This is a genomic window from Cryobacterium sp. N21 (genome assembly GCF_002929575.1).
Lineage (GTDB): Bacteria > Actinomycetota > Actinomycetes > Actinomycetales > Microbacteriaceae > Cryobacterium > Cryobacterium flavum.
The window spans coordinates 24446-47053 of the sequence record NZ_PJJQ01000024.1; the positions used below are offsets into that span (position 1 = coordinate 24446).

At 62.7% G+C, this 22608-nt stretch carries 21 protein-coding genes; 10 read left to right on the top strand and 11 right to left on the bottom strand.

Translation table 11 applies throughout. The features are described from left to right. Positions 1-5: 5 nt before the first annotated feature. From mobC to CXY77_RS02400, 10 genes are all read left to right on the top strand, one after another. Entirely contained in the window at positions 6-689 is a 684-nt protein-coding gene (gene mobC, locus CXY77_RS02355) for a plasmid mobilization relaxosome protein MobC (protein WP_104129549.1), read from the top strand. Continuing rightward, positions 686-2329, top strand: coding sequence for a relaxase/mobilization nuclease domain-containing protein (locus CXY77_RS02360; RefSeq protein ID WP_104129550.1), 1644 nt, complete (start codon positions 686-688; stop codon positions 2327-2329). The genes mobC and CXY77_RS02360 overlap by 4 nt, the downstream gene beginning before the upstream one ends. Positions 2330-2342: 13 nt before the next feature. Continuing rightward, positions 2343-3212 carry a hypothetical protein gene (locus tag CXY77_RS02365; protein WP_104129551.1) on the top strand — a complete coding sequence of 290 codons (870 nt, stop codon included), beginning with the start codon at positions 2343-2345 and terminating at the stop codon, positions 3210-3212. A gap of 209 nt (positions 3213-3421) precedes the next feature. Beyond that, positions 3422-4246 (top strand): DeoR/GlpR family DNA-binding transcription regulator, encoded by an 825-nt coding sequence (locus CXY77_RS02370; RefSeq protein ID WP_104129552.1) that lies wholly within the window; start codon positions 3422-3424, stop codon positions 4244-4246. Between the two features lie 173 nt (positions 4247-4419). After that, a complete protein-coding gene (locus CXY77_RS02375) occupies positions 4420-5067 on the top strand; it encodes a DUF2291 family protein (protein ID WP_104129553.1) in 648 nt (215 codons plus the stop codon). Then, entirely contained in the window at positions 5064-6641 is a 1578-nt protein-coding gene (locus tag CXY77_RS02380; RefSeq protein WP_199181850.1) for a sugar ABC transporter ATP-binding protein, read from the top strand. The genes CXY77_RS02375 and CXY77_RS02380 overlap by 4 nt, the downstream gene beginning before the upstream one ends. Then, complete coding sequence (locus CXY77_RS02385) at positions 6638-7765, top strand: ABC transporter permease (protein ID WP_104129554.1); 1128 nt, start codon at positions 6638-6640, stop codon at positions 7763-7765. The genes CXY77_RS02380 and CXY77_RS02385 overlap by 4 nt, the downstream gene beginning before the upstream one ends. A 54-nt stretch (positions 7766-7819) precedes the next feature. After that, positions 7820-8785: a substrate-binding domain-containing protein gene (locus CXY77_RS02390; RefSeq protein ID WP_104129555.1), complete on the top strand. Its 966-nt coding sequence runs from the start codon at positions 7820-7822 to the stop codon at positions 8783-8785. Positions 8786-8897: 112 nt separating this feature from the next. Then, the gene (locus CXY77_RS02395) at positions 8898-9956 is read left to right on the top strand and encodes an NAD(P)-dependent alcohol dehydrogenase (RefSeq protein ID WP_104129556.1); all 1059 of its coding nucleotides are present in this window, start codon (positions 8898-8900) and stop codon (positions 9954-9956) included. Continuing rightward, positions 9953-10633 (top strand): HAD-IA family hydrolase, encoded by a 681-nt coding sequence (locus tag CXY77_RS02400; RefSeq protein WP_199181852.1) that lies wholly within the window; start codon positions 9953-9955, stop codon positions 10631-10633. Before CXY77_RS02395 ends, CXY77_RS02400 begins: the two co-directional genes overlap by 4 nt. 17 nt (positions 10634-10650) lie before the next feature. Here the strand turns inward: CXY77_RS02400 and CXY77_RS02405 are convergent, their stop codons facing one another. The 11 genes from CXY77_RS02405 to CXY77_RS02455 all read right to left on the bottom strand — a co-directional run bounded on the left by CXY77_RS02405 (position 10651) and on the right by CXY77_RS02455 (position 22312). After that, positions 10651-11148 carry an SDR family NAD(P)-dependent oxidoreductase gene (locus CXY77_RS02405; RefSeq protein WP_140425450.1) on the bottom strand — a complete coding sequence of 166 codons (498 nt, stop codon included), beginning with the start codon at positions 11146-11148 and terminating at the stop codon, positions 10651-10653. A 358-nt stretch (positions 11149-11506) separates the two neighbouring features. Further along, positions 11507-12106 (bottom strand): DUF1349 domain-containing protein, encoded by a 600-nt coding sequence (locus CXY77_RS02410; RefSeq protein WP_233197178.1) that lies wholly within the window; start codon positions 12104-12106, stop codon positions 11507-11509. 213 nt (positions 12107-12319) lie between these two features. Further along, positions 12320-13036 carry an L-ribulose-5-phosphate 4-epimerase gene (locus CXY77_RS02415; protein ID WP_104129559.1) on the bottom strand — a complete coding sequence of 239 codons (717 nt, stop codon included), beginning with the start codon at positions 13034-13036 and terminating at the stop codon, positions 12320-12322. 27 nt (positions 13037-13063) lie between these two features. Then, positions 13064-14665, bottom strand: coding sequence for a xylulokinase (locus tag CXY77_RS02420; protein ID WP_104129560.1), 1602 nt, complete (start codon positions 14663-14665; stop codon positions 13064-13066). Between the two features lie 35 nt (positions 14666-14700). Beyond that, positions 14701-15726, bottom strand: a complete 1026-nt coding sequence (locus CXY77_RS02425) for a DUF4432 family protein (protein ID WP_104129561.1) — start codon at positions 15724-15726, stop codon at positions 14701-14703. Then, a complete protein-coding gene (locus tag CXY77_RS02430; RefSeq protein ID WP_104129562.1) occupies positions 15726-16739 on the bottom strand; it encodes an ABC transporter permease in 1014 nt (337 codons plus the stop codon). The genes CXY77_RS02425 and CXY77_RS02430 overlap by 1 nt, the downstream gene beginning before the upstream one ends. After that, positions 16736-17782: an ABC transporter permease gene (locus CXY77_RS02435; protein WP_104129563.1), complete on the bottom strand. Its 1047-nt coding sequence runs from the start codon at positions 17780-17782 to the stop codon at positions 16736-16738. Before CXY77_RS02435 ends, CXY77_RS02430 begins: the two co-directional genes overlap by 4 nt. Beyond that, positions 17775-19292 carry a sugar ABC transporter ATP-binding protein gene (locus CXY77_RS02440; RefSeq protein WP_104129564.1) on the bottom strand — a complete coding sequence of 506 codons (1518 nt, stop codon included), beginning with the start codon at positions 19290-19292 and terminating at the stop codon, positions 17775-17777. Before CXY77_RS02440 ends, CXY77_RS02435 begins: the two co-directional genes overlap by 8 nt. A 25-nt stretch (positions 19293-19317) precedes the next feature. After that, complete coding sequence (locus tag CXY77_RS02445) at positions 19318-20328, bottom strand: substrate-binding domain-containing protein (protein WP_104129565.1); 1011 nt, start codon at positions 20326-20328, stop codon at positions 19318-19320. A 71-nt stretch (positions 20329-20399) separates the two neighbouring features. Beyond that, on the bottom strand, positions 20400-21200 hold the full coding sequence (locus CXY77_RS02450; RefSeq protein WP_104129566.1) for a hypothetical protein: 801 nt from the start codon (positions 21198-21200) through the stop codon (positions 20400-20402). A 50-nt stretch (positions 21201-21250) separates the two neighbouring features. After that, positions 21251-22312 carry a LacI family DNA-binding transcriptional regulator gene (locus tag CXY77_RS02455; RefSeq protein WP_104129567.1) on the bottom strand — a complete coding sequence of 354 codons (1062 nt, stop codon included), beginning with the start codon at positions 22310-22312 and terminating at the stop codon, positions 21251-21253. Positions 22313-22608 lie beyond the last annotated feature (296 nt).

A 22608-nucleotide genomic window follows, 5' to 3' on the forward strand; every position in this document is an offset into this window, starting at 1 on the left:
CTTCAATGATTACCCGCGCTCGGGCGGCTGCATCTTCTGGTTTCACGTTCGCATCGCTCATGTTCACCAGATTACAGTCAGCGCACGCGCCGCGACCGAGTGCGCCTCAGCGTCCTTTTACCGAAGCACCAAGAGCGGAAACGCTCAATATCGGCGGTGCCGATTTGGAGCAAGCTATACATTTACCGGTGGTAAATGGCTTCAAATTCTGGACGCCGCGCGCCGGAATTGGCATACTGGACGTATGTCCCCGACTTTTCGGGGTCGCTGCGCTGGGCCAGGAGGAGGCGAAGACGTTGACGGAGAAGAACGAGCGTCGCTTGTTTGGTCGTCAGCGCCGCGCGAATGTTGATGGCGGGCGGGAGAAGAGTTACCGGGTCTACGTCACGGCAGAGGAAGATGCTCAGTTGCGTGCCCGTGCGGTCGTTGCTGATGTGACGGTGCCGCGGTTGTTGTTTGAGTCGGCGATGAACGCGAATATTGAGACGACGACGGATCGCAAGGGTGCGATTGCGGAGTTGTTCGTCGTGACCCGGTTGATGGCGAACGTGTCGAATAACGTGAACCAGTTGGCAAAGTTCGCCAATACGGAAGGCCAGTTCCCCGACACGGTGGCCGCCGTTGTGGCTGAGTACCGTACTCTCGCCGTCAAGGTTGAGGATGTCATTGACAGGTTGGCCGAGTCATGATGCCGAACATTCGGCGGGGTGGCCAGATGGGCGGCCTGATGGTCTACCTGGCTGGAGGCGGCCGGCACAACGAGCATGAGGAACAGCACCTCGTCGCTGGCGACTCCGCGATCATGGCGCAGCACGGTTACAGCGTGTTGGACACCAACACAGCGTTGGCGATTGCGCGGAGCCTGGACGCTCCACGTCGTGCATTCGACGTTGAGGTGCTCCGAATGGTGAAGGATTCCGACCCTGTTACGGGCGCGGTGACGAGTAAACGTGTTGCCGGGGATGTGTGGCATTGCTCGTTATCGTTGCGTGCCGAAGAGGGACAGCTGTCGGATGAGAAGTGGGGAACGATCGCGCAGGACTTCGCGGATCGGATGGGGTTTACCGAGAGCAGTGGAAAAGCCGCGTGCCGGTGGGTTGCGGTGCGTCACGGACTGTCCACGAACGGCAACGATCACATTCACCTAGCGGTGTCTTTGGTGCGTGAGGACGGTACCAAAGCGACGACACACAACGACTTCACGCGCGCCCAGGAGGTGTGCCGCGACCTCGAACGTGACTATGGGCTCGAGCAGTTGGAGAGCCGTGGGCTGGGTCTTGGAGAGCGCGGCGTGAAGCCTGCCGAGCGTGAGCGGGCCGCGCGTTCGAGCGGCGCGGAGGTTGACGCTCACAAGATGGAGCGCACCGTCCGGGCTGCGGCGACCGCCTCGGTTGACGAGGGCGAATTCGTTCGCCGGCTGCGCCGTGGCGGTGTCCTCATTCGGCCTCGCTACGCCGCTGGGCGCGATGATGTTGTAGCTGGCTATTCGGTAGCGGTGCGGCCCCCTGCTGGGGAGAAGCCGATTTGGTATGGGGGTGGCCGTCTGGCTCGTGACCTCACGTTGCCCCGGCTTCGGGAGGGATGGCCAGACAGCCCTCAGACGGCGCAGGGGGCTGTGGATGAATGGCGGGCGACGGCGAAGAACCCGTGGGAGTATCGACCTGTCGCGCCGGGCCGGGAAGAGTCGACGCCGTCCCCGGAGATGTGGAAGCAGTACAGCGACGAGATCGGGCAGCTCCGCAAGCAGCTCCGCGACGTTCCCGTGACGGATCGGGCTACGTGGGCGCATGTCGCCCGCGAGACGGCCGGCGCCTTCGCCGCGTGGTCGCAGCGCGTTGAGACGACACCGGGGCCGCTCGCAGAGACCTCCCGGGAGCTGGCCAGGTCGGCGCACCTTCGGGCGTACCAGTCGCGGCCGAAACCTGCTCAGTTGGGGTCGGCGTCGAACGCTGCCATGATTCTCATGCAGGCGGCTAGCGGTGGTCAGGGCACGATGGCTGAAGCGATCATGCTCCGGCAGCTGGGCCGTGTGTCAGTGGCGATTCTTGACATGCATAGCGCGGTCGGTGACGCCCGCCGGGCCGAGCAAGTCACGGCAATACTGCGCAACCAGTTCGCCACGGTCACCGATCGCCTGCCGGCTGTCCCCAGCAAGACCGTGCAGCCGGACTCACGCATGCAACCCGCTGACGTTCCTGACGTCATGCGACGAGCGACCGACGGGCTCGCGGCGCCGGGCACCGGTTCGCCGGTGCCGAACACGCTGCAACCCACCAAGCGTACGACCCCAGCCACTCCGCGCGAGCGTGACGGTCTGGGCAGAGATTAGACGGAGGAAGATCATGGCCGAGGAAACTGACGGTGTCGGCGAGACGTTCGACGATTCGCTGCGCATCGCACTCACCATCGCGTCACAGTTCGGAGAACGCATCGCTCGGCTGCGCGAGCAGCTGGCACGACAGCGCGAAGCGAGCGCAACCCAGGAGGCACGTGAGCTGGAAGCACGCTTTGAGGCTGAGCGTGGAGCCGCCCGAGCCAGCCTCGCGCCTGTCGCGCAACCCGAATGGTGGAACCAGGCCAGCCCCGAGGACATCGCCGGCGTGCATGAGACTGCCACGGCTTGGCGCGACGTCGACGACGTTGCCCGTGACGCCGGCGACACCATCAAGCACGAGGTGCAGGAACGCTACAGCATCGACATCGACGACCCCGGAGCGGATCCCGCTGCCGTTGCTGCGGCGCTCCGGGACGCTGAGCGCGACCGTGCCGATGCCGTTACCGAGCGGCAGCGAGCGGGCGAAGACCTCACCGCGAGCCAGCTCCTCTTCGCCAACGCCGACCGTCATGAGCGTGAGGCTCAGGAAGCGGCTGACCGCGACTGGAATATCAGCGACCTCGACGGAGCCGACAGCTCGGACGTCAACACTCGCGATGAAGACCGCAAGCGGGCCGCCGACGTCACCGACCAGGCGCGCGTCGAGCGCGGCTCGGGGGAACTGGAATACGACAGCTCAGAGCGGCGCGAGCGATTCGCCGCGAGCCTTGAAGGCAAAGCCGACCAGAAGACGATCAACGCGCGAATCCTCGCAGACGGTGAAAACGCCAAGCACCCAAGGGAGGCAGTCACCTCCCAGTCGGGCAAGGCCGCCAAACCACGCCGCAGTAGCAAGAGCGGCGTGCAACAGCGGGACCGCGGCGGACTCTCCCGGTAAGAAAGATTTCCCAGTGCTCCCGGCCGGATCTAGCCCACGGAAGAGGCAACGTGGTGATTTGTCCAGCTACCAACCCTGCTCAGTCGGCTCAACCTCGAGTAGAATAGATCGGCGATTCAGCGCGCGGCACGGCATCGAGCCACCGTGTGACGTCGATTGTTATAATCTCAAGACGAACCACACAATGCGCGAGATAGCGAGCCAGAACGATGTCACAGAAAACGGTCGAGCCAGGAAAACCGGGTGGTGCAGGCAAGAAAGAACAGCGGCTGGCCTTCATCACAGAGCTCATTAACCGCGAGGGGTATGTCACCGTTGACGCCCTCGCGGAAACGTTAAAGCTCAGCCGCATGACCGTGCACCGGGATCTCGACGAGTTGCAGAGCGCGAGCGTGCTTCGCAAGGTGCGGGGAGGAGCGTCAGCGTTCCGATCCGCCCAGTTTGAGAGCGGAGATGCATTCCGCGCCCGCTTGGCGCTCAACGAGAAAAGGCAAATCGCCAAGGCCGCCGCCACACTCGCATCCCCTGGTGACGTGATTATCGTCGACGCGTCCACGACGGCCATGGCGGTGGTCCCGCATCTTCTGCAAATTCTTCCGCTCACGATAATCACGAACTACTGGCCGCTGCTCGAAGAGCTTCGAGGAAGACCGGATATCAACCTGATTGGCCTCGGTGGCAATTACGTACATCAATACAACGCGTTCGTGGGCGTGGGGTGCGAGCAGGCGTTATCAGAGCTTTACGCTGACGTCCTCTTTGCCTCGGTGTCCGCCCTCACTGACCTCACTCTCTACCACCAGGACCAGAGGATCGTTTCGGTGAAGCGGGCGATGATGCAGGCGTCGAAGCGACGAGTATTGCTGCTCGACAATTCGAAGATCGGTCATGGTTCCCTGCATCGGTTGGGGAGCGTGACCGATTTCACGCACGTTGTAGTTGATCGTGACGTTGAGGACGCCGTCGTTGAGAAAATCCGCGATGCCGGGGTCGACGTGATCGTCGCTTCGGCGGACTCCTCGTTGGCTAATTGACACGACTCAAACACATTGTGATCTTTTGGTTCAAATGAAACATTTTAATGTGACTTTTGTGTTAGATTCTCAGTGCAGGCAGTTTCTGCCCGATAACCTCAGGCATCTTCGGCTCGTACGACACACGCAGGAACTTCCTGCTGTTGTCGCTGCAAAGGAGCAGTCCGAGACGAATGAGTTCACTCACCTCACGTGCCGCACGTCGCAAATGGCGCACAATCCTCGTGATCGCCCTTCCGGTGATTCTGATCGGCCTGATGGCTGCCAATACCAAGGTGCTTACCGCTGAAGAAGTAGCGAAGGTGAATCCAGCTGAGTTCGATGCAGCTGTGTACGCAGCCGAGGCGTACCCGGGTATCGTCGCCGCAGTGACAACGGATGCCGTCGAGCTGGGTCTCGTCGCGCAGGATCCTGCCGCAGCCGGAGACGCGCACGGTAACCTCGCCGGAACCGACAAATATGCCATCCCGGTCACTTTCGCGGGAACGGCCAACAACGTAGACGCAAACTTCATTGCAATGACCGTCAACGGCCTACCGGATGGCAGCGACGTCCGCGTATCGATCGGGCAAGCCATCAACGGCACCGCCCTCCGCGACGTCACCGGCACCACCAAATTCGCTGACTTCCAGAATCAGACGGACTACCAGCAGGTTGCCAACGAATACAAGGCGCTCACCCTCAGCAACGTCGTCGCCGACCTGGACGCCGCGGCACTGTCCGGAACCGAGATCACCGTCGTGGGTATCGTCGTCACGAACTCCGGCCCCGATGGCACCTACCTCATCACGCCGGTGTCGATCGAGGGAAGCCAGCCGTGATCACCGAGCCCCTGCCCCGGTCAGCCGCGACACACCCCGACGTGGTACTCCGCGCAGTCGATATCACCAAAAGCTACGGAGCCACGCAGGCACTCAAGGGCGTGAACTTTGACGTGCGTCGGGGCGCCGTCACGGTGCTGTTCGGAGAAAACGGTGCCGGCAAGTCCACCCTCATGAAAATCCTCGCTGGCGTCGAGTCGCCCACGAGCGGCCACCTCGAGCTGCACGGCAGCGAGATCACCCTCGAGACTCCCAACCACGCCGTCGACCTGGGCATTTCGATCATTCACCAGGAACTCAATCTGTGTCCCAACCTCAGCGTGCGCGACAACATCTTCATCGGCCGCGAGCTCAAGACACCGCTCGGAAACGTCGATTTCCGGGCCGAGTATGCCATCGTTCAAAAGTTGATGGTGCGCCTAGAAGAACAGATCGATCCAAACACGCTCGTGGCCGACCTACGCCTGGGCCAGCAGCAGATCATTGAGATTGCTCGAGCATTAGCAGCGGATGCCCGCATCCTTATTATGGATGAACCCACCTCGGCCCTGAGCGCCACCGAAGTGGGCGTGCTCTTCAAGGTGATCCAGGACCTTATCGATGATGGCGTGGCCGTGGTCTACATCTCACACCACCTCGAAGAGGCCATCGAAGTCTCCGACCACGCTGTGGTCTTTCGTGACGGCGAGCTCGTCGCCACCGAAGATGCCGAGAACATTGACCTCGCCTGGGTCGTGGGCAAGATGACCGGCCGCGACGCCGAATACGACTTCCGGGACGAACCCCGCAACTACGGCGACGTGGCGCTCTCAGTGCAGGACGTGTCGATGGTCGACCCAACCGGTGCCGGCCGCCTTTCAGTGAGCAGCGTGTCGATCGACGTGCGTGAGGGTGAGATCGTATGTCTGTACGGCCTGATGGGTGCCGGCCGTACCGAACTCGTAGAGGCGCTTGCCGGCCGCGAACCCGTTGCGGCTGGCCGAGTGCTGCTCGGCGGAGTCGATCTGCGAGGCCGATCGATCGGCGAACGCATCGCGATGGGCATAGGACTGGTTCCCGAGGACCGCCAACGCGACGGCCTGGTGCAAATGATGTCCGTGGGACAGAACGCCTCCCTCGCCAGCCTGCTCGGCGTCGTAAAAAATTTCCTTCTCTCCCGTTCCCGCGAACTCCGCAACGTGGAACGGGAGATCAGCGATCTGCAAATCAAGACCGCCGGCCCGACGGCAGCCATCACCTCCCTCAGCGGCGGCAACCAACAGAAAGTGGTGATCGGCAAAATGCTGCTCACCGAACCCAAGGTGCTTCTGCTCGACGAACCGACCCGCGGCATCGATGTCGGGGCCAAGGGCGAGATCTTTAGTCTGCTGTTTCGCGAAGCGGCGAAGGGGAGGGCGGTTCTCTTCGTAACAAGCGAAATCAGTGAGGCTCTCACTGCCTCCCACCGAATCGTCGTGATGTCGAAGGGCCGCATCGTGCGCGAATTCGACCCGCGCAACAGCACCAGAGAAGAAGTCATGGCCGCCTCGGGCGAGTCCGAAATCGGTACCCACCCAATTGGAGAAGACCAGTGAGCGCATCCGCGGCGACGATCAAGACCATCAAGACGAATAAGAAGCCGTTCAACCTCAATGGGGTCTTGATCGAGGGGCGCGCACTTATCGCACTCATCCTGATCATTGTCGTGTTCTCGCTGTTGTCGCCCAACTTCCTGGCGTTGGACAACTTCATCATCATGACGCGGCACGTGGCCATGAACGCGATCCTCGCCATCGGCATGCTGATGGTCATCCTGAACGGCGGCATCGACCTCTCGGTCGGGTCAACGGTGGGTCTGACCGGTGTCATCGCGGGGTCACTGCTCGAAGGCCTCTCCATTCCGGTGCTCGACGTGTTTCTCTACCCGGCCGTCTGGGTGGTGATTGTCATCTCGCTCGCCGTGGGAGTGCTCGTGGGCTACATCAATGGGGTCCTCATCGCCACATTCAAAGTGGCTCCGTTCGTAGCTACCCTCGGCATGCTCTACGTTGCCCGCGGGGTGGCGCTACTGATCACCGACGGAACCCCGTTCTCGAAACTGCGCGGCGAGCCGGCACTCGGTAACACCGGATTTCTTGAGATCCTAAAAAGTAGTCCGTTGGGCTTGCCCTTGCCCGTCTGGGCCATGATCTTCTTCGCCCTCATCTTCGCGCTCGTGCTCGGCAAGAGCGCATTCGGCCGGTGGCTGTACGCAACGGGTGGAAACGAACGGGCCGCCGAACTCTCCGGCGTTCCGGTGAAGAAGGTGCAAATCGGAGTGTACGTGCTCTCGGGCCTGTGCGCCGGTGCCGTCGGCCTACTGCTCACGGGCGACCTCTCCTCCGCCACGCCTGCAGCCGGTGAATTTTTTGAATTGAACGCCATCGCCGCGGCGGTCATCGGCGGCGCCGCGCTCTCCGGCGGCCGCGGAACCATCCGAGGCACTCTCATCGGCGCCTTTGTCATCGGTTTCCTCGTCGACGGCCTCGTGATCGTCGGGGTATCCCAGTTCTGGCAGCAGATCATCAAGGGCGCGGTCATCATCATCGCAGTTGCCCTTGACCAGTTTCAGCAGACGCTCGAAAAGCGGCGCTCCATTCGCACCGTCACAGCGTCCCTCCCCCCAACTCCGCCTCGGAACGAGAACAGCAATCCTCCGACCTGCGCGGGCACCATCTAGCCGACAGTTTGTCGTCTGGTCCAGCACTCACTCACATAGTTCGAAAGGTTTTGAATGTTTCGCAAAGTTGCAACATTGACCATCATCGGTGCCACCGTCTTCGCCCTCGCGGGGTGTTCCGCCACCCCCGCCGCTGACGAGAGTGGAAAGGGCACGATCGCCGTGATCGCGGTCGACCTCGCCAGCCCCTATGAACGGGTGCTCGCCGATGCTGCTGAGGCAGCCATCATCGAGGCTGGCTATGAAGCCACCGTCAACGCCCACGAGCTGGACCCCGACCGCGAAAACCAGCTCATCGATGCTGCCATTAGCACCAAGGTGAAGGCCATCATTCTCGACCCGGCCGGCGCCGATGTCAGCGTGGCCGCGGTACAGAAAGCAACGGATGCCGGCATCCCCGTTTTCATCCTGAACGCCGAGATCTCGGAACAGGGGATCGCTAAATCACAGATCGTGTCCAACAACGCCCAGGGCGCCCTGCTCGGGGCCGAAGCGTGGGCGGAAGCGATGGGCGGCGCGGGCACGTACGTGGAACTCATCGGCCCGGCAACGGACAACAACGCCAAGGTTCGCTCCGACGGCTACGCCTCGGTCATCTCCGGTTACCCCGACCTGGTGAAGGTCGGCGCGGAAACGGCCAACTGGTTGCGTGGCCTGGCCAAAGAAAAGATGGAGGGCATGATTGCCGCTAACCCCGACATCACCGGCGTCATCGCCGGCAATGACGAGATGGCGCTCGGCGCCATCGAGGCCCTTACCCAGGCCGGCATGATCGACCGGGTAAAGGTACTCGCGTTCGACGGTTCCGTCGACGCCGTTGAAGCCGTGCGCTCGGGAACCCTCGTTGCCACGGTTCTGCAGCCGGTGCTCGGCGTCGTCGATGCCACAGTCGCGCAGGCCGTGTCCTACATCGAGACCGGCGAAACCGGAGTCGATGACGAGAAGCAGAGCATCGACTGCCTCATCATCACTCCCGAGAACGAAGCCAAGTACGTATCGGCTTTCACCCTCGAGCCTTAAGCACACCGCCGCATCCGCTCACTGGGTCGCCGCCAGACTACGGCCCGGTGAGCCCCAGCAATAACATCTAACAGCACACGGTGGCCGACGGCCCTCGTGGGAAAGTACACCCATGTCTTACGAGCCAACACTCAAGGCACTGCCCACCTCGATGCGCGCGAGCGTACTCATCGCACCGCGCACCGTGGAGGTGCGACAGGTTCCGGTACCGAACCTCACCAACGACCAGGTGCTGGTGAAGATCACCGCCATCGGCGTGTGCGGTTCTGATACACACTTCTTCACCGAGGGTCACATCGGTGACCTCGTGGTCGACGGCCCCCTTATCCTCGGTCACGAGTCGGCCGGCCAGATTGTGGCCGTGGGGGCCGACATCTCCGATGAACGAATCGGTGAGCGCGTCTCCATCGAGCCGCAGACCCCCTGCCGCGTGTGCACCTACTGCAAGATCGGCCAGTACAACCTCTGCCCCGACGTGGAATTTTACGGAGCTCCCGGAACGGATGGTGCATTCTCCGAATACGCCGTCATTCCGTCCGACTTCGCACACGCCGTACCCGATTCCCTCAGTGATGAGGCCGCTGCCCTGATTGAACCCCTGTCGGTGGCCATTTTCGCCTGCCGCAAGGCCGGGATCGTTGCCGGTTCCAAGGTGCTGGTGGCCGGGGCCGGCCCGATCGGTGTAGTCATCACGCAGGTAGCTCGGGCGTTCGGGGCCACGGTTGTGCTCGTCGCCGACCCGGTCGCGCAGCGTCGCGAAACCGTCGTGCGTTTCGGAGCCACCCGCGCCATCGATCCGCTGACAGAAGACGTAGCCGCGTTGTCGCCGGCCGTCGACATCTTCATTGATGCTTCAGGCGCCGCACGCGCCATCCAGTCCGGCATTCGCGCGGTGCGCTCGGGCGGACGCGTCGTTCTCGTGGGCATGGGTCAGATCGATCTGGAACTGCCGGTTGCACTCATTCAGATGCGCGAGATCGAACTGACCGGCATCTATCGGTACGCCAACACCTGGCCGCTCGCCATTGAACTTGCCTCCACCGGTGTGGTCGACCTGGACTCACTCGTGACCGGGCGCTTCGGTCTCGATGACGTATCCGAGGCCTTGCTCAAGGCCGGTAGCGATCCCTCCGCGCTGAAATCGGTAGTGTTGCCCGGACTCACCACGTGAGCCCACACACCCCTGCCGCGCTCTCGGGCCTGGTGGGCAGTCGATTCGATGCGGTGCTGTTCGATATGGATGGAACCCTGATCGACTCCACCCAGGCCGTGGAACGGGCGTGGGAGCGTTGGTCTCTCGAGTTGGGTATCCGCAATCCGTTCGGTAAGCAGGGGCACGGCCGGCCGGCCGAAGACCTCGTGCGCGAAGTCGTGGCGCCGGATGTAGCGGAGGCGGCCGTTACGCGTCTGCGCCAGATGGAGGAGGACGACACCGACGGGGTGATTGCCTTTCCGGGTGTGCAGCGACTGCTGAGCTCTTTCCCGGCCGCAAACTGGGCGATCGTCACCTCGTGCACGCGCAATCTGGCTTTTGCCCGGCTGGCCGCCGCCGGCCTGCCGTTTCCCATGCACATGATCACCTTCGACGATGTGAATGCGGGCAAGCCGAGCCCCGACCCGTTTTTGCTGGCGGCGCGGCGCCTCGGGGTCGATCCCGCGCGGTGTCTGGTGGTGGAAGACACGGTGGCCGGACTCATCTCCGGTCGAGCTGCGGGATGCACGACCCTCGCGGTGACAGGCACGCAGCCGCTGCACGAGCTGCGTGCCCATTCCGACCACGTGGTCTTATCCCTTGAGAAACTCGTGCTCGTGGCGCGGGGGAACGCGGTGGAGGCGACGGGCAGCTAGTCGTTGATCCGCGGCGGCTACTGGGCCACCGCCGCGGTGAGGCCTCCGTCCGTAGGGAGGTAGATGCCGTTGACGTAGCGGGCCTCATCCGAGGCGAGGCTCACAGTGGTGTTAGCGATGTCGAAGGAATCGTCCATCGACCCGGTGGGGCTCAGCGCATTGCGTTGGGCCAGGATGTCCTCCACCGAGTCGTAGTTCCCCACGATCTGTTCGTACATCATCGGAGTCTCGATCAGGCCCGGCGCAATGCAGTTGGCCGGATACCCTCGGCTCGCGTACTCCAGCGCAACATTCACGGTGAACTGCACCAGCCCTCCCCTGGTCGACGAGTAGATCGGGTAGTTGTAGCCGAGGTAGCGCATGCTGCCGATCGATCCAATGTTCACGATGGCTCCTCCGCCGAGTGCGAGCATGTGCGGAAGCACGTGCTTGGTGGTGATGAACGCACTCGTGAGGTCCAGCATGCAAGCCGACTCCAGCACCATGGACGGCGACGCTGGCGCCGTGCGGATCACTCACTGAACTCTCCTCTCATCCGCAGTTCTCGACGAAGGGAACGAGCACTTCCGCGACTGCGAGCCCGACTCCGACCAAGAACACCTTCATCATCGCAAGGATAAAACTGCTGGAATCGTGCCGGCGTAGCCGCCGTCTGACGACGTGAAGCTGTAGCTTGACGGGCTGATGAAGAGATACCGCTAGGACACTCTCGTTACTTCACCCACGTAGTTAAGAAAGTGTTCCGATAGAAATTAATCATTAAACGAATATTTCTCAACGCGAAAGTAGAGTTGTTCGACGGGTGTCAGAACACTGAACCTGTCGACTGCCACCGTCGGAAACATGCCTTCGCCGGCAAATCTGGTGAGATTGTTAGCTCCCGTTTCGGAGGTCCGCCGGAACGTTGGTGCTGTACTTGATGTTGTCGAACTCAGCTATGCACCGGTCCCCCATCGGTGCTTGCGCGAGGAAACCCACGCGCACGGGCCCGTCAAAGGCAAGCCGGAAGACACGCACGAAGACCCAGTCGTGACCATCAGTGGATGAGTGAAAGGCCCAGCCTTTCCCAGATCGAATAATGCGAAGGTAGACCGAGCCCTCGGAAACAAGCGTTGAGTTGCAGTCGTCCGAGTACTCGTTCGTCACAACGGAAACGACCATCGCTTGGCCTTGGGGCGAATACTCAAAGCAGAGTTTGGCCCAATGGCCGTGGTCGCCCCATATCGCCAGGACGGCAGCGTCGAACGTTGTTCTTTCGGTCCGGACCCGGGTGCGTGCCGAAAGCGAAAAGTCTTCCGTCGGGACGAAGCCGAGCAATGGTGCGGCTTGCTGCTGAGGACCTCCGAATGCGTCATTGGTCCAATCGGTGCCTGCAGCAGCTGCGAGGACGAGAACATCATGGCCGTGCGCCTTAACCGAACCCTCTTCATTGGCCCATTCGAGCGGAGGTAACCCCGGCACAACTACGTTCACGCGTATCATTCAACCTGACGCGGGACTCTGGGGCAGCTGTCCCTAGTCGAAGTACTTGGTCGTCTGGCCTGAATTTTTGGTTTGCAAGGCGCCGCGTCGACTTCACTCGCGCTGAATCCCTCTTCAGGCGGATTGAGAGCAGACCATCCATATGGGAGCTGAGGTGCAGCCGCCCACAGCACTGTATTTCTCGTGATTCATTGGTTTGCGGAACTAGGCCCGCGATTCTGTCGGGTTCTGTCCGTAGACGTTCTGGTAGCGGTTATAGAGGGAGTCGATCGCGGGCTGCATGATCGGGATGGGGGTGCCGAGCTGGCGGGCGAAGGCGACGCTTCGGGCGACGTCTTCGACCATGACGGCGGCTTTGACGGCGCTGCGCGCGTCCAGACCAATGGTGAACGGGCCGTGGTTTCGCATGAGAACGGCCGGGGAGCGGTGGTCGCGTAGGGTCTCCACGATGCCGCGTCCGATTGAGTCGTCTCCGATGATCGCGAACGGACCAATCGGGATCTCGCCGCCGAACTCGTCCGCCATCGCAGTGGTCGTACACGGAATTGGCTCGCCCACGGCTGCCCAAGCCACCGCGTACGGCGAGTGGGTGTGCACGACGCCACCGACCTCGGGCATGGTGCGGTACACGTACGCGTGGGCCGCGGTGTCGCTGGAAGGGGACCGGTCGGAGCCGGGCGTGCCGTCGACGACGGTGCCGTCGAGGCGGCAGAGGATCATATTCTCGGGCGCGAGGTCGTCATAGGAAACGCCCGACGGTTTGATCAGGAAAAGGTCGGCGCCCGGTACTCTTCCGGAGACGTTTCCGCCGGTCCAGACGACGAGCCCGTAGCGCACCAGCTCAGCGTGCAGCGCAGCGACATCGATGCGGATGCGGTCGATCGTCTCCTGCAGTTCGGCTGGAATTGGGGTGTCAATCATAGGTTTTCCTTCGGGGGTGTGGCTCACTTAGGCGAGGGACTCGACGGCCGCACGTTCGACGGCCAGACCGGAGCGGTACCGGTCGAGGTAGGTCGCGAAGCCGGCAACGTCGGCGGGGTCGGGTGCAGCGGTGTCGAACCGTGCTCCTGCAAACACGAGATCAGTGAGATACGTCTCGAGGTTCACGTCCGCGTGCCGCAGGTACGCGGCGAGGACTGCTATGCCCCACGGGCCGCCCTCGGATGCCGTCTCGGCTACGCTCACGGGCGCATCCAGTGCCCCTGCCAGGAATCGCTGCGCGACCCCGGCAGTGCGGAACATGCCGCCGTGCGCGAACATCTGATCAAGTTCGGCTCCCTCGCCCGCGAGCACCCGCATCCCGAGTGCCAGTGTGCTGAATACTCCGTACAGCTGCGCGCGCATCATGTTCGCCAGCGTGAGTCGACTGTCGGGCGTGCGGACAAACAGCGGCCGCCCCTCGGTGAGCCCGGCAATCGGCTCGCCGGCCAGGTAATTGTAAGCGAGCAGGCCGCCCGCATCCGCCTCGCCCCCGACCGCCTCTCGGAACAGCGTCTCGTACACAGCGTCGCTGTCTGCCGAGGCACCGGATGCGGCGGCGAAGCGGGTGAACAGGCCCACCCACGCGGCGAGCTCGCTTGCACCGTTGTTGCAGTGCACCATCGCGACTAGGTCGCCGGCCGGCGTCGTGACAAGGTCGAGTTCGTGATGCACTCGCTCCAGCGGGTGCTCAAGCACCACCATCGCGAAGATGCTCGTGCCAGCACTGACATTGCCTGTGCGGGGCGCGACCGTGTTGGTCGCGACCATTCCCGTGCCCGCATCACCTTCAGGTGGGCAGAACGGGATGCCCGGCTGCAGCGCCCCAGTCGGGTCGAGCAGCGCCGCACCCGCCGCAGTGAGATCGCCCGCTGCTGAGCCGGCCGGCAATACCTCGGGCAAGAGATGTATGAGCGCGGGGATGCCCTTGTCCGAGACGAGATCGTCGTACCGAGCGACGATGGTCGCGTCGTAGTCCCTCGTCGCCGGGTTGATCGGAACCATGCCGGAGGCGTCGCCGACGCCGAGGACCTTCCGCCCGGTGAGCTTCCAGTGCACGTACCCGGCGAGCGTGGTGAAGAAGTCCAGCTGCCCGATGTGCGGCTCGGAATCAACCACAGCCTGATGCAGATGCGCGATCGACCAGCGCAGCGGGATGTTCACCCCGAACAGGTCCGTCAGCTCCGCCGCCGCCGGACCGGTGTTCGTATTGCGCCAGGTGCGGAACGGCACCAGCAGCTCTCCTTGCGCATCGAATGTGAGGCAGCCATGCATCATTGCCGAGACGCCCATCGCCCCGAACGTCGTCGGGCGGATGCCGTAACGACGGTAGACGTCGGCCACGAGGTCTGCATACGCCGCCTGCAGACCTTCCCACACGGCCTCGAGCGAGTACGTCCACAGGCGGTCGACGAACTGGTTCTCCCACTCGTGGCTTCCCACCCCGAGCACCTTCGAAGGATTCTTCGCGTCGACTAGGCACGCCTTAATGCGCGTCGACCCCAGCTCGATCCCGAGCGCTGTACGGCCCGACTCAATCGTTTCGCGGACGCTGTCCTGACGTGCTGTCATATCCTGGTTCTCACTTCGTCCTGGCAGGAATTCGGTCATCGCTGCCTGCCGATGAGCGGAAGCAGCGACATGCGGGTGCGGTACGTGCGGGTCTCACCGGGTGCGAGAGTGATGAGCTCTCCGGTTCGGGCGGCTTCCGCCCGTCCGTCGTCTCGGGAGGTCGAGGGTTCGATGCCGAGGACGTTGATGCCAGGGCTGGCGTCCCGCCACGCCAGCAGCAGGGGGAATGTCGCCGTGGTCCATTCGATGGTGAGGGCGACACCGTGGTGGGGGGCTTTGACGATCAGTGATCCGGTCGGTCCACTCCGCGCATAGGTGACGCTCTCGTCGACGGCCGTGTCGGCGACGGGCATGCGCATCGTGGGGAGCGGCTGGGCAGCATCTCCCCCTCGGCGAGCGAACGCGGCCGCGTCCGTCGACAATGATGAGCCCTCATCGACGAGGGGATATCCGAGGTTAATGTGGTGGCGGTACATGTGCCCAGCGTCGACGAACCCGTCATTGGTGACGACGTCCTCTACTTCAATGACAGGGCTCTGGCACCAAGCTCGGATGACGCGGGTCAGTCGCAACGTGGGCTCGCCCAGTGCCGCTTCGACGACTTCACCAGTAATTTCGATCAGGGGACCTGACTCGTCGATCTCGAACCGCCACGTCACGTTCTCGGCGGGAATGTGGCCGATGCGGCCATGGAGGCCGTACTCGGAACCGTCGACCGTGGAGGGCATACCGGTGGATGCAAGCCCGCAGGTGGTGAGCAGGCCTCCACCGAAGGTGCGCACCCAGCCGACACCGGAGGGCTCGTTGCGAATCGACGCGACACGGCCGCGCGGTGCACTCCACGCCAAGGGCAGACTCAAAGCGTCAGCCCACCCGATGTCCATCGCGCGGTCTAGGAGAACCTCGAAAGAGACACCTCGAGGGTTACGCACGATAAGAATGGGGGCTCCGGCGGCGGGCCCGTCGGTGAGTTGGGCGCGGTCGACCCGAACAAGCTGTGCCGGGCTGCCGACGAGCCTCCGGACGTTGTCGCCCATGGCTGGCGGCGCGGGGGTAGCCATCAGCCTGCTCCTCGCACCTCGGCAGCGGACCGGCGGCGCGCTCCAATGGCGACGGCGACGACGAGAACAGCGCCGGTGACGATGTACTGCCAATACGAGGTGACTCCGAGCATGTTCAGCGACTTGGACAACACGGCGAATAGCATTGCGCCGATGACGGTTCCGAAGACGGTTCCTCGTCCTCCACGCAGCGACGTGCCTCCGACCACGACTGCCGCGATGACGCTCATCTCTATGCCCGTGGCCATGTTCGCCTCGGCAGACGAAAGCCGACCAGCCAGAAAAACGCCGGCGAGGGCAAAGCAAGCCCCGGCGACCATAAACACGATCGCTTTGGTCAGGTTCACATGCATGCCGGCCAGTTCCGCGGCCCGCTGGTTAGACCCCATGGCGCGCAGCGTACGACCAAACGACGTACGGGACAGTATGAAATAGGTAAGCAGTGCTAGCGCAATGAGCGTGAGGAACGGGTACGGCAGTAACCCGAGGGATCCAGTTGTCAGCGCACGGAAGTTTGAGGACGTGACGGAAACGACCTGGCCTCCAGTCCAGATGAACGCGACGCCGAGAAAGAGGTAGAGCGTTCCGAGGGTTGCGATGAAGGGCGCGATCTTGACGTAGCTGACCAAGAGACCATTCACCAGCCCGAGGACCGCGCCGATCACTACTGCGATCAGGATCGCTAGTCCGATGGTGGTGTACGGCAGGACGGTTCCCACGGCTATAGCGCTGACGGCGATAACACCGCCAACCGAGAGATCGAGAAGGCCGCCGGTGATCAGCAGCACCATTCCGCACGCTGCGATCCCAACGAAGGCGGTCTCGAACAGGATGTTCTGGACGTTGCCCGCATTGAAGAACGACGGCTGGATCAGTCCGACCACGACGAATGCGACGACGACAACAGCAAGGAGGTACTGGTGTGAGATTAAGCTGAGGATGGTTGAGGTTACCGACGTCTTGGTCGCCGCCTCTTTGGCCTCGGTTTTGATGGTTGGTGTGGTAGTGGTCACGCCACTTTCCCTTCAAAGACGCGACGGACGGCAGCTCGCTGCGCGCTGTCAAGACTGAGTGCGAAGACGAGGAGCATGCCGAGGGCGATGTACTGGTAGAACGACGGGACGTTGAGCAGGTTCAGGCCCGCGTTGATCATCGCCAGTAGCAGCGATGCCAGGAACGTACCGATAATGTTGCCTCGCCCCCCGGCCATGCTTGTGCCGCCGAGGACGACCACTGCGATGGCCTGCAACTCGAGTCCGCTGCTCAGCGACCCATTGACGCTGCCGAGCTGGCTAGCTAAGAGCAGACCGGCGACGCCGGCCGCTGCGGCCGCGACGACATACGCGATGAGCTCGATGCGCTTGACTTTTATACCACTGTCGGTAGCGGATTCGGGGCTGCCACCAACGGCAACGACGTGTTTGCCGAACCGCATCCGGTCTAGGACGAACCAGAATCCGGCCCCAACGAGCACGGCGACGATGAACGGTACGGGGATCCCGAAGATTGACGACGTTGCGATGGAACGGAACGCGGCGTCGGTGATCATGATCGGAGCTCCACCCGTGAACAGCAACGCGATTCCTCGGAAGATACCCAGAGTGGCGAGTGTAGCGATGAACGCCGGGACGCGGAACGTGGTCACTATCAGTCCGTTGACCAGTCCGAGGATGATTGCTGCGGCGATGCCGGCGAGGACGCCGGGCAGGAGGCCCCAAGCATTTACGGATACCGCAGCCACACATGCCACGACTGCCTGGGTGGATCCAACCGAGAGATCGATGCCGCGCAGGGCGATCACCATCGTCATGCCGTACGCGGTGATGGCGAGGATCGCGCCGTCGACAAGCATGTTTGTGATGTTGGAAGTGCTCAGAAAGCTTGGCACGAGCATTATCCCGGCCAGAAGCACCAGCACAAACGGGATGATAATTCCGAGCTTCTGCAGAATGCTCTGCCGGCGGGCGGCGCGGTCGCCGCGGCGCGCAGACTCGCGGCGCTCTTGTTCGGCCGACGTGATGACATCCATCGGAAGAGGCTGGGGAGCATTAACCATGAGTTCCTCCTACGGCTATCTGCCCTACGGAAGCGCCGACTATGTTGTCCTCGGTGATGTCCGATCCGAGGAGTTCTGCGGTCTGCCGGCCAGACAAGTACACGAGGCAGCGATCAGAGATCGCGGTGAGTTCGGGTGCGTCGGAGCTGGACACGATCACGGCGACGCCTTGCGTGGCTAGGCGGCGGATCAGCTGGTAGATTTCGAGTTTCGCACCGACGTCGACGCCGCGAGTGGGCTCATTGAGCAGCAGGACGCGGCAGCCGGACTGGAGAGCACGGCCGAGCAGGACCTTCTGCTGGTTCCCTCCGGAGAGATTTCCAATGAGCTGGCGACCGTTCGGCACGCGGATGCGAAGTTCGCGGCGCAGTTCCTCGAATAGGTCGCCTTCTTCGTGTCGAGATGGGGCCACGCGATGCCACCAAGACACCGACTTGGGGTCGCGGGAGACCATCATGTTCTCGGTGACGTCGAGGTGAGGAAGGATGCCCTCACTTTTGCGGTCCTCACTGAGCATGTAAATCCCGGCGCGTATCGCCGTAGGTACGGAACGCACCTGCACGGTTTCGCCGTCGATGGAAATGCTTCCGGCGAGCACAGCGCGGTCGCCGAACAGAGCACGGGTGAGCTCGCCACGACCCGAGCCAGCGAGTCCGGCGAGTCCGACGATCTCTCCCGCTCCGACTGTTAGGGAGAAGGGCTCCTCGAAGCCGCCGATGCACAGTCCGTCGACGGCTAGGCGCGCATCGTTGGCGGTTGCGGCGCCGTCGGCACGTCCGAAGACCTGCGGCTTTCGGCCAAGCATGTGCTCGATCAGGGTCTGCTCGTCGAGCTCACTGGTCGAGGACCGGTGCACAAGGGATCCGTCTCGCAGCACAGCGACCTCGTCGCAGAGGTCGAAAACCTCGTCGAGGTGGTGCGAGACGTACATGATCGTCTTGCCCTGGGCGGCCAGTCGCCGGACAATTCCGTGCAATCGTGCGATCTCCGCGCGGTTGAGCGCTGCGGTCGGCTCGTCCATAATCAGGACCTCGAAGTCGCGGGAAAGCGCCCTCGCGATCTCGACCATCTGCTGATCACCCGTGGTCAGAGAGCCGACTAGCCGGTCGGGGTTGAGGTCCAATCCGAGCGTGGAGAGCAGTTCCCCTACGCGGGCCCGGGTGCCTCTAGCCCTGACGACTCCTGCGGTTCTCAGCTCGTGGCCGAGCATGATGTTGTCTGCGATCGAAAGTTGGGGCACGAGCCGGAATTCTTGGCTGACGACCGAGATCCCGGCCGCCTGCGACTCCGCGGAGTTAGTGAGTCGGCGAATCTCTCCGCGGAGTCGCAGGGTGCCTTCGACGGGCTGTTCGATGCCCGCGAGGATCCTGATGAGGGTGCTCTTTCCTGCCCCGTTCTCGCCGACGAGGGCGAGTATGCGGCCCTCGTCCAGACTAAGCGACACCCCTTTCAGGGCGCGCACACCGGGGTATTGCTGCACGACGTTCTCGACAGCGAGCATGGCAGTCATGAGCTGTCCTCTCCTCAGGTTAGGACTAACGGTTGGCGCGGCCGGCTTTGAAGTCGACGACAGTCTCCTGCGTCACGACCTCGACCGGGAAGAACACCGTCTTGGTGTCGGGGTCGGAGAAGCCGGGGTCCTCGCCGTTCAGGAGCGCGAGCGCGGCCTTTACCGCTGCCGTGCCTTGGCCGTAGGGGTCCTGCGCGATGGTAGCGGACATCAGGCCGTTCTCGATCAACCCGAGCGCGTCGTCGTTGCCGTCGAAGCCGACGAGCGTGAAGCCGTTGGCGATCGATTTGCCCGCAGTCTCGAGCGCGCGCTGAGCCCCCACGGCGGAGGCGTCGTTAGCCGCGTAGATGATGTCGAGATCGGAATTCGCCGAAAGCATATCCTGGGCGGCGGAGTAACCACCGTCAACGGTGTCATTGCCGCTGAGACTGGCGACGACATCGAAGCGACTGTCCTTCGATAGAGCATCCTTGAAGCCCTGGACGCGCTCCTCGCCGACGACCGAGCCGGCGTGCAGCTCGATGACTCCGACCTTCTTGGTGTCGGTGGAGCTGCCAGCCTGATCGATTAGGTACTGCGCGGCCTGCTCGCCGCCGTTGTAGTTATTCGACAATACATAGGTGTCGTAATCGCCAGCGGTACCGATGTCGCCGATGACGACGGGGATCTGCGCGGCGTGCGCCGCGTCGATTGTGGCAGGCAGCGCGGACGGCTGCACTGGCGTGATGATCAGCGCTGAGATGCCTTGGTTAATCAGGTCGAGGCTTCCGGACACCTGCTCCTTTTGGGAACTCTTCTGGTCGGCCGTGACCAGGGTCGCGCCGTTCTCCTGCGCAGCCGCCTTGACACCGGCAGCCCACGCCTGCCAGTAGGGGTTCTGGAGGTCGTAGACCGAGTACCCGATGACGAGCGGGTCGTTCTTCACAAACTCGGTGTCGCCACTCGCTGACGTTCCTTCATCGGATCCTGAGGCGCACCCAGCGAGTGCGATAAACGGGACAACTGCCAGCGCGAGCAGGCCCAAACGTCGACGCATAATGTCTCCTTTGACTTGTGTGATGTAACTTGTGTGATGGTTGTGCTGGATGGGGCTGAGGGAAAGTGAAATTAGCTGATGGCCGTCCGAAGCCGCCCGGTGTTGGCAACCTCCGAGACGAAGTCGTTGTCGTGCATGCCTGCCCAGCTCGGGAGCGGCGCCTGGTTGCCCGCGGCGGCCTCGGTGGGCTCGTGGCTGTAGGTCGAGACCTCTCGGACGACCAGGGGAACGTCCGAATCGGCGGGGCAGCGGAAAGCGTGCAGGTGCTTGCGGTGCATGACGAACTTCGGATCACCGGCGCGTAGCCGCACGTAACTGGTCAGCTTCTCGTACGAATTCTCCCGACCCGTCGGCAATGCGACACCCTCCGGCCACGCGTCACCGGCGGGCATGCCGGAGAAATTCAGTACCTCGACGCCGGACTCCAAGGACGGGGTCGGACTGTAGAAGACCTCCATCTCGCCAAGGACAACCTCATAGCTCTCGGTCTTCCGCCCGTGGTGATGAGGCGGGCAGAACTTCCCCGGGTGGACAATCATCAGCTTGTCGCACAGGCCCGAGTACTCCGCATAGGGTGCCGCGCCGGCCGGCAGACCATCGACGGCCGGCTCGTTGAGCGATTCAAAGATGATCATTGCCTCGTACGGTTCACGAGACCATAGGCCGTTCTGGAAAGCGTCGTACTGGTCGTCACCGAAAACGATGCCGGCTGAGTCGTTGACCATCTCGTCGGTGATCGGGTAGCGAAGCGCCTTGCCGAGGGCGGCAGCCTCCCTCACCCATTCGTCATACTCGCGACGAGTAATCGACGTCCTTGTCATGAAATCCTCCAGTGCAGTAACAGTGTCGTCAATCGCAATGAACCGGTTCATTTTTGAACCGGTTCGATTCTGCGCTTTGCCGTATTGGTTTGTCAAGCCCGTCAGCGCGAAGGTGCCGGCCCGGTCGACTGGCGCACTATGAGCGACGGCGTCAAGAGTTCCCGCTCGCTACCGTCGCGGGCAGCGCCACTTAGGAGCATCTGGCCGGCGATCACTCCGACCTCGAAGGAGGGCTGCCGGACTGTAGTCAGCGGCGGGCGCAGCGCTTCGACGAACTCGACATCGTCATATCCGATCAACGACACGTCCTCCGGGACTCTCAGTCCGTGGCGTTGCAGCGAGAGCAGAGAGCCGAGCGCGACGAGGTCATTCGCGCACATGATGGCCGTCGGCTGGTGCCTGCCCCACAGATCGTCTGTCGCGATCAGTCCGTTCGCCGATGTCAGGTCAGCCACTTCGACTTCGATCAGCACCTCGCTCGCCTTCAAGCCGTCCGCCCGGATGCCGGCGAGCACGCCTTCGCGCCGCTCGACGCACCAGGGAACGCTTCGAGGCCCGTTAACGAACGCGATCGAACGATGCCCCAGCTCGAGAAGGTGCGTAATAGCTTGACGCGCTCCACCCACGTTGTCGAGGCTGATGCTGCTTCCAATGTCGAGCTCAGCGCCACTTTCCAGGGCGACGACCCCGAGCCGGCGGTCAGCGAACGGCTCCCAGCTGCGGAGTTTATCGATGGGGGCAACGAGCAATCCATCAACACCTTGTTGTGCGAACGCTCTGAGTAGCCGTTTTTGTCGCGCCGGGTCTTGGTGGGTCGATCCGACGACGAGGGTGAGGTCCTGATCCTCGAGCACGGACTCGACGCCGCGCAGAACGTCCGCCCAGTAGGGGTTCCCGACGTCCGGCAGAACGACCCCGACGAGGCCGCTCTTCTTACTGCGGAGCTGGCCAGCGGCGCGCGAGCCGACGAAGCCTAGTTCGCGCATCGCCTTTTCTACGCGCGCCCGCGTGTGCGGTCGAACACTGTCTGGCGTGTTGATTACGTTCGAGACGGTTCCGAGCGAGACTTGGGACCTCTGCGCGACGTCCCGCACTCCGACGGGGCGGCGGACATCGGAGTTCTTCGTCGAGTCGCTTGGATCGGCTCCGACCGCCGGAATCATATTTCTCCTTCGATTTTAGGTCCAGACAACCTGCACGTCGCCCTTGGTTGACAGTCCCCCTTCGGAGCCCGTCGCGGCCGTCTGACGGAGACGAGACGATCCTAGCGAATTTTGAACCGGTTCACCCTATTTGCGTCGCGGCATCTACACGACGAACGAAGGAACGAGCCAATAGAGAGATCAAACGCCGCACCGATGTCGTCGGCGTGTTGGGGTGGCTTGTGAAAATGAAATATCCGACGAATTCACCAGCCACCCCTTGGACGGAGCATGATCCAGTGGGACTGCCTGATCTC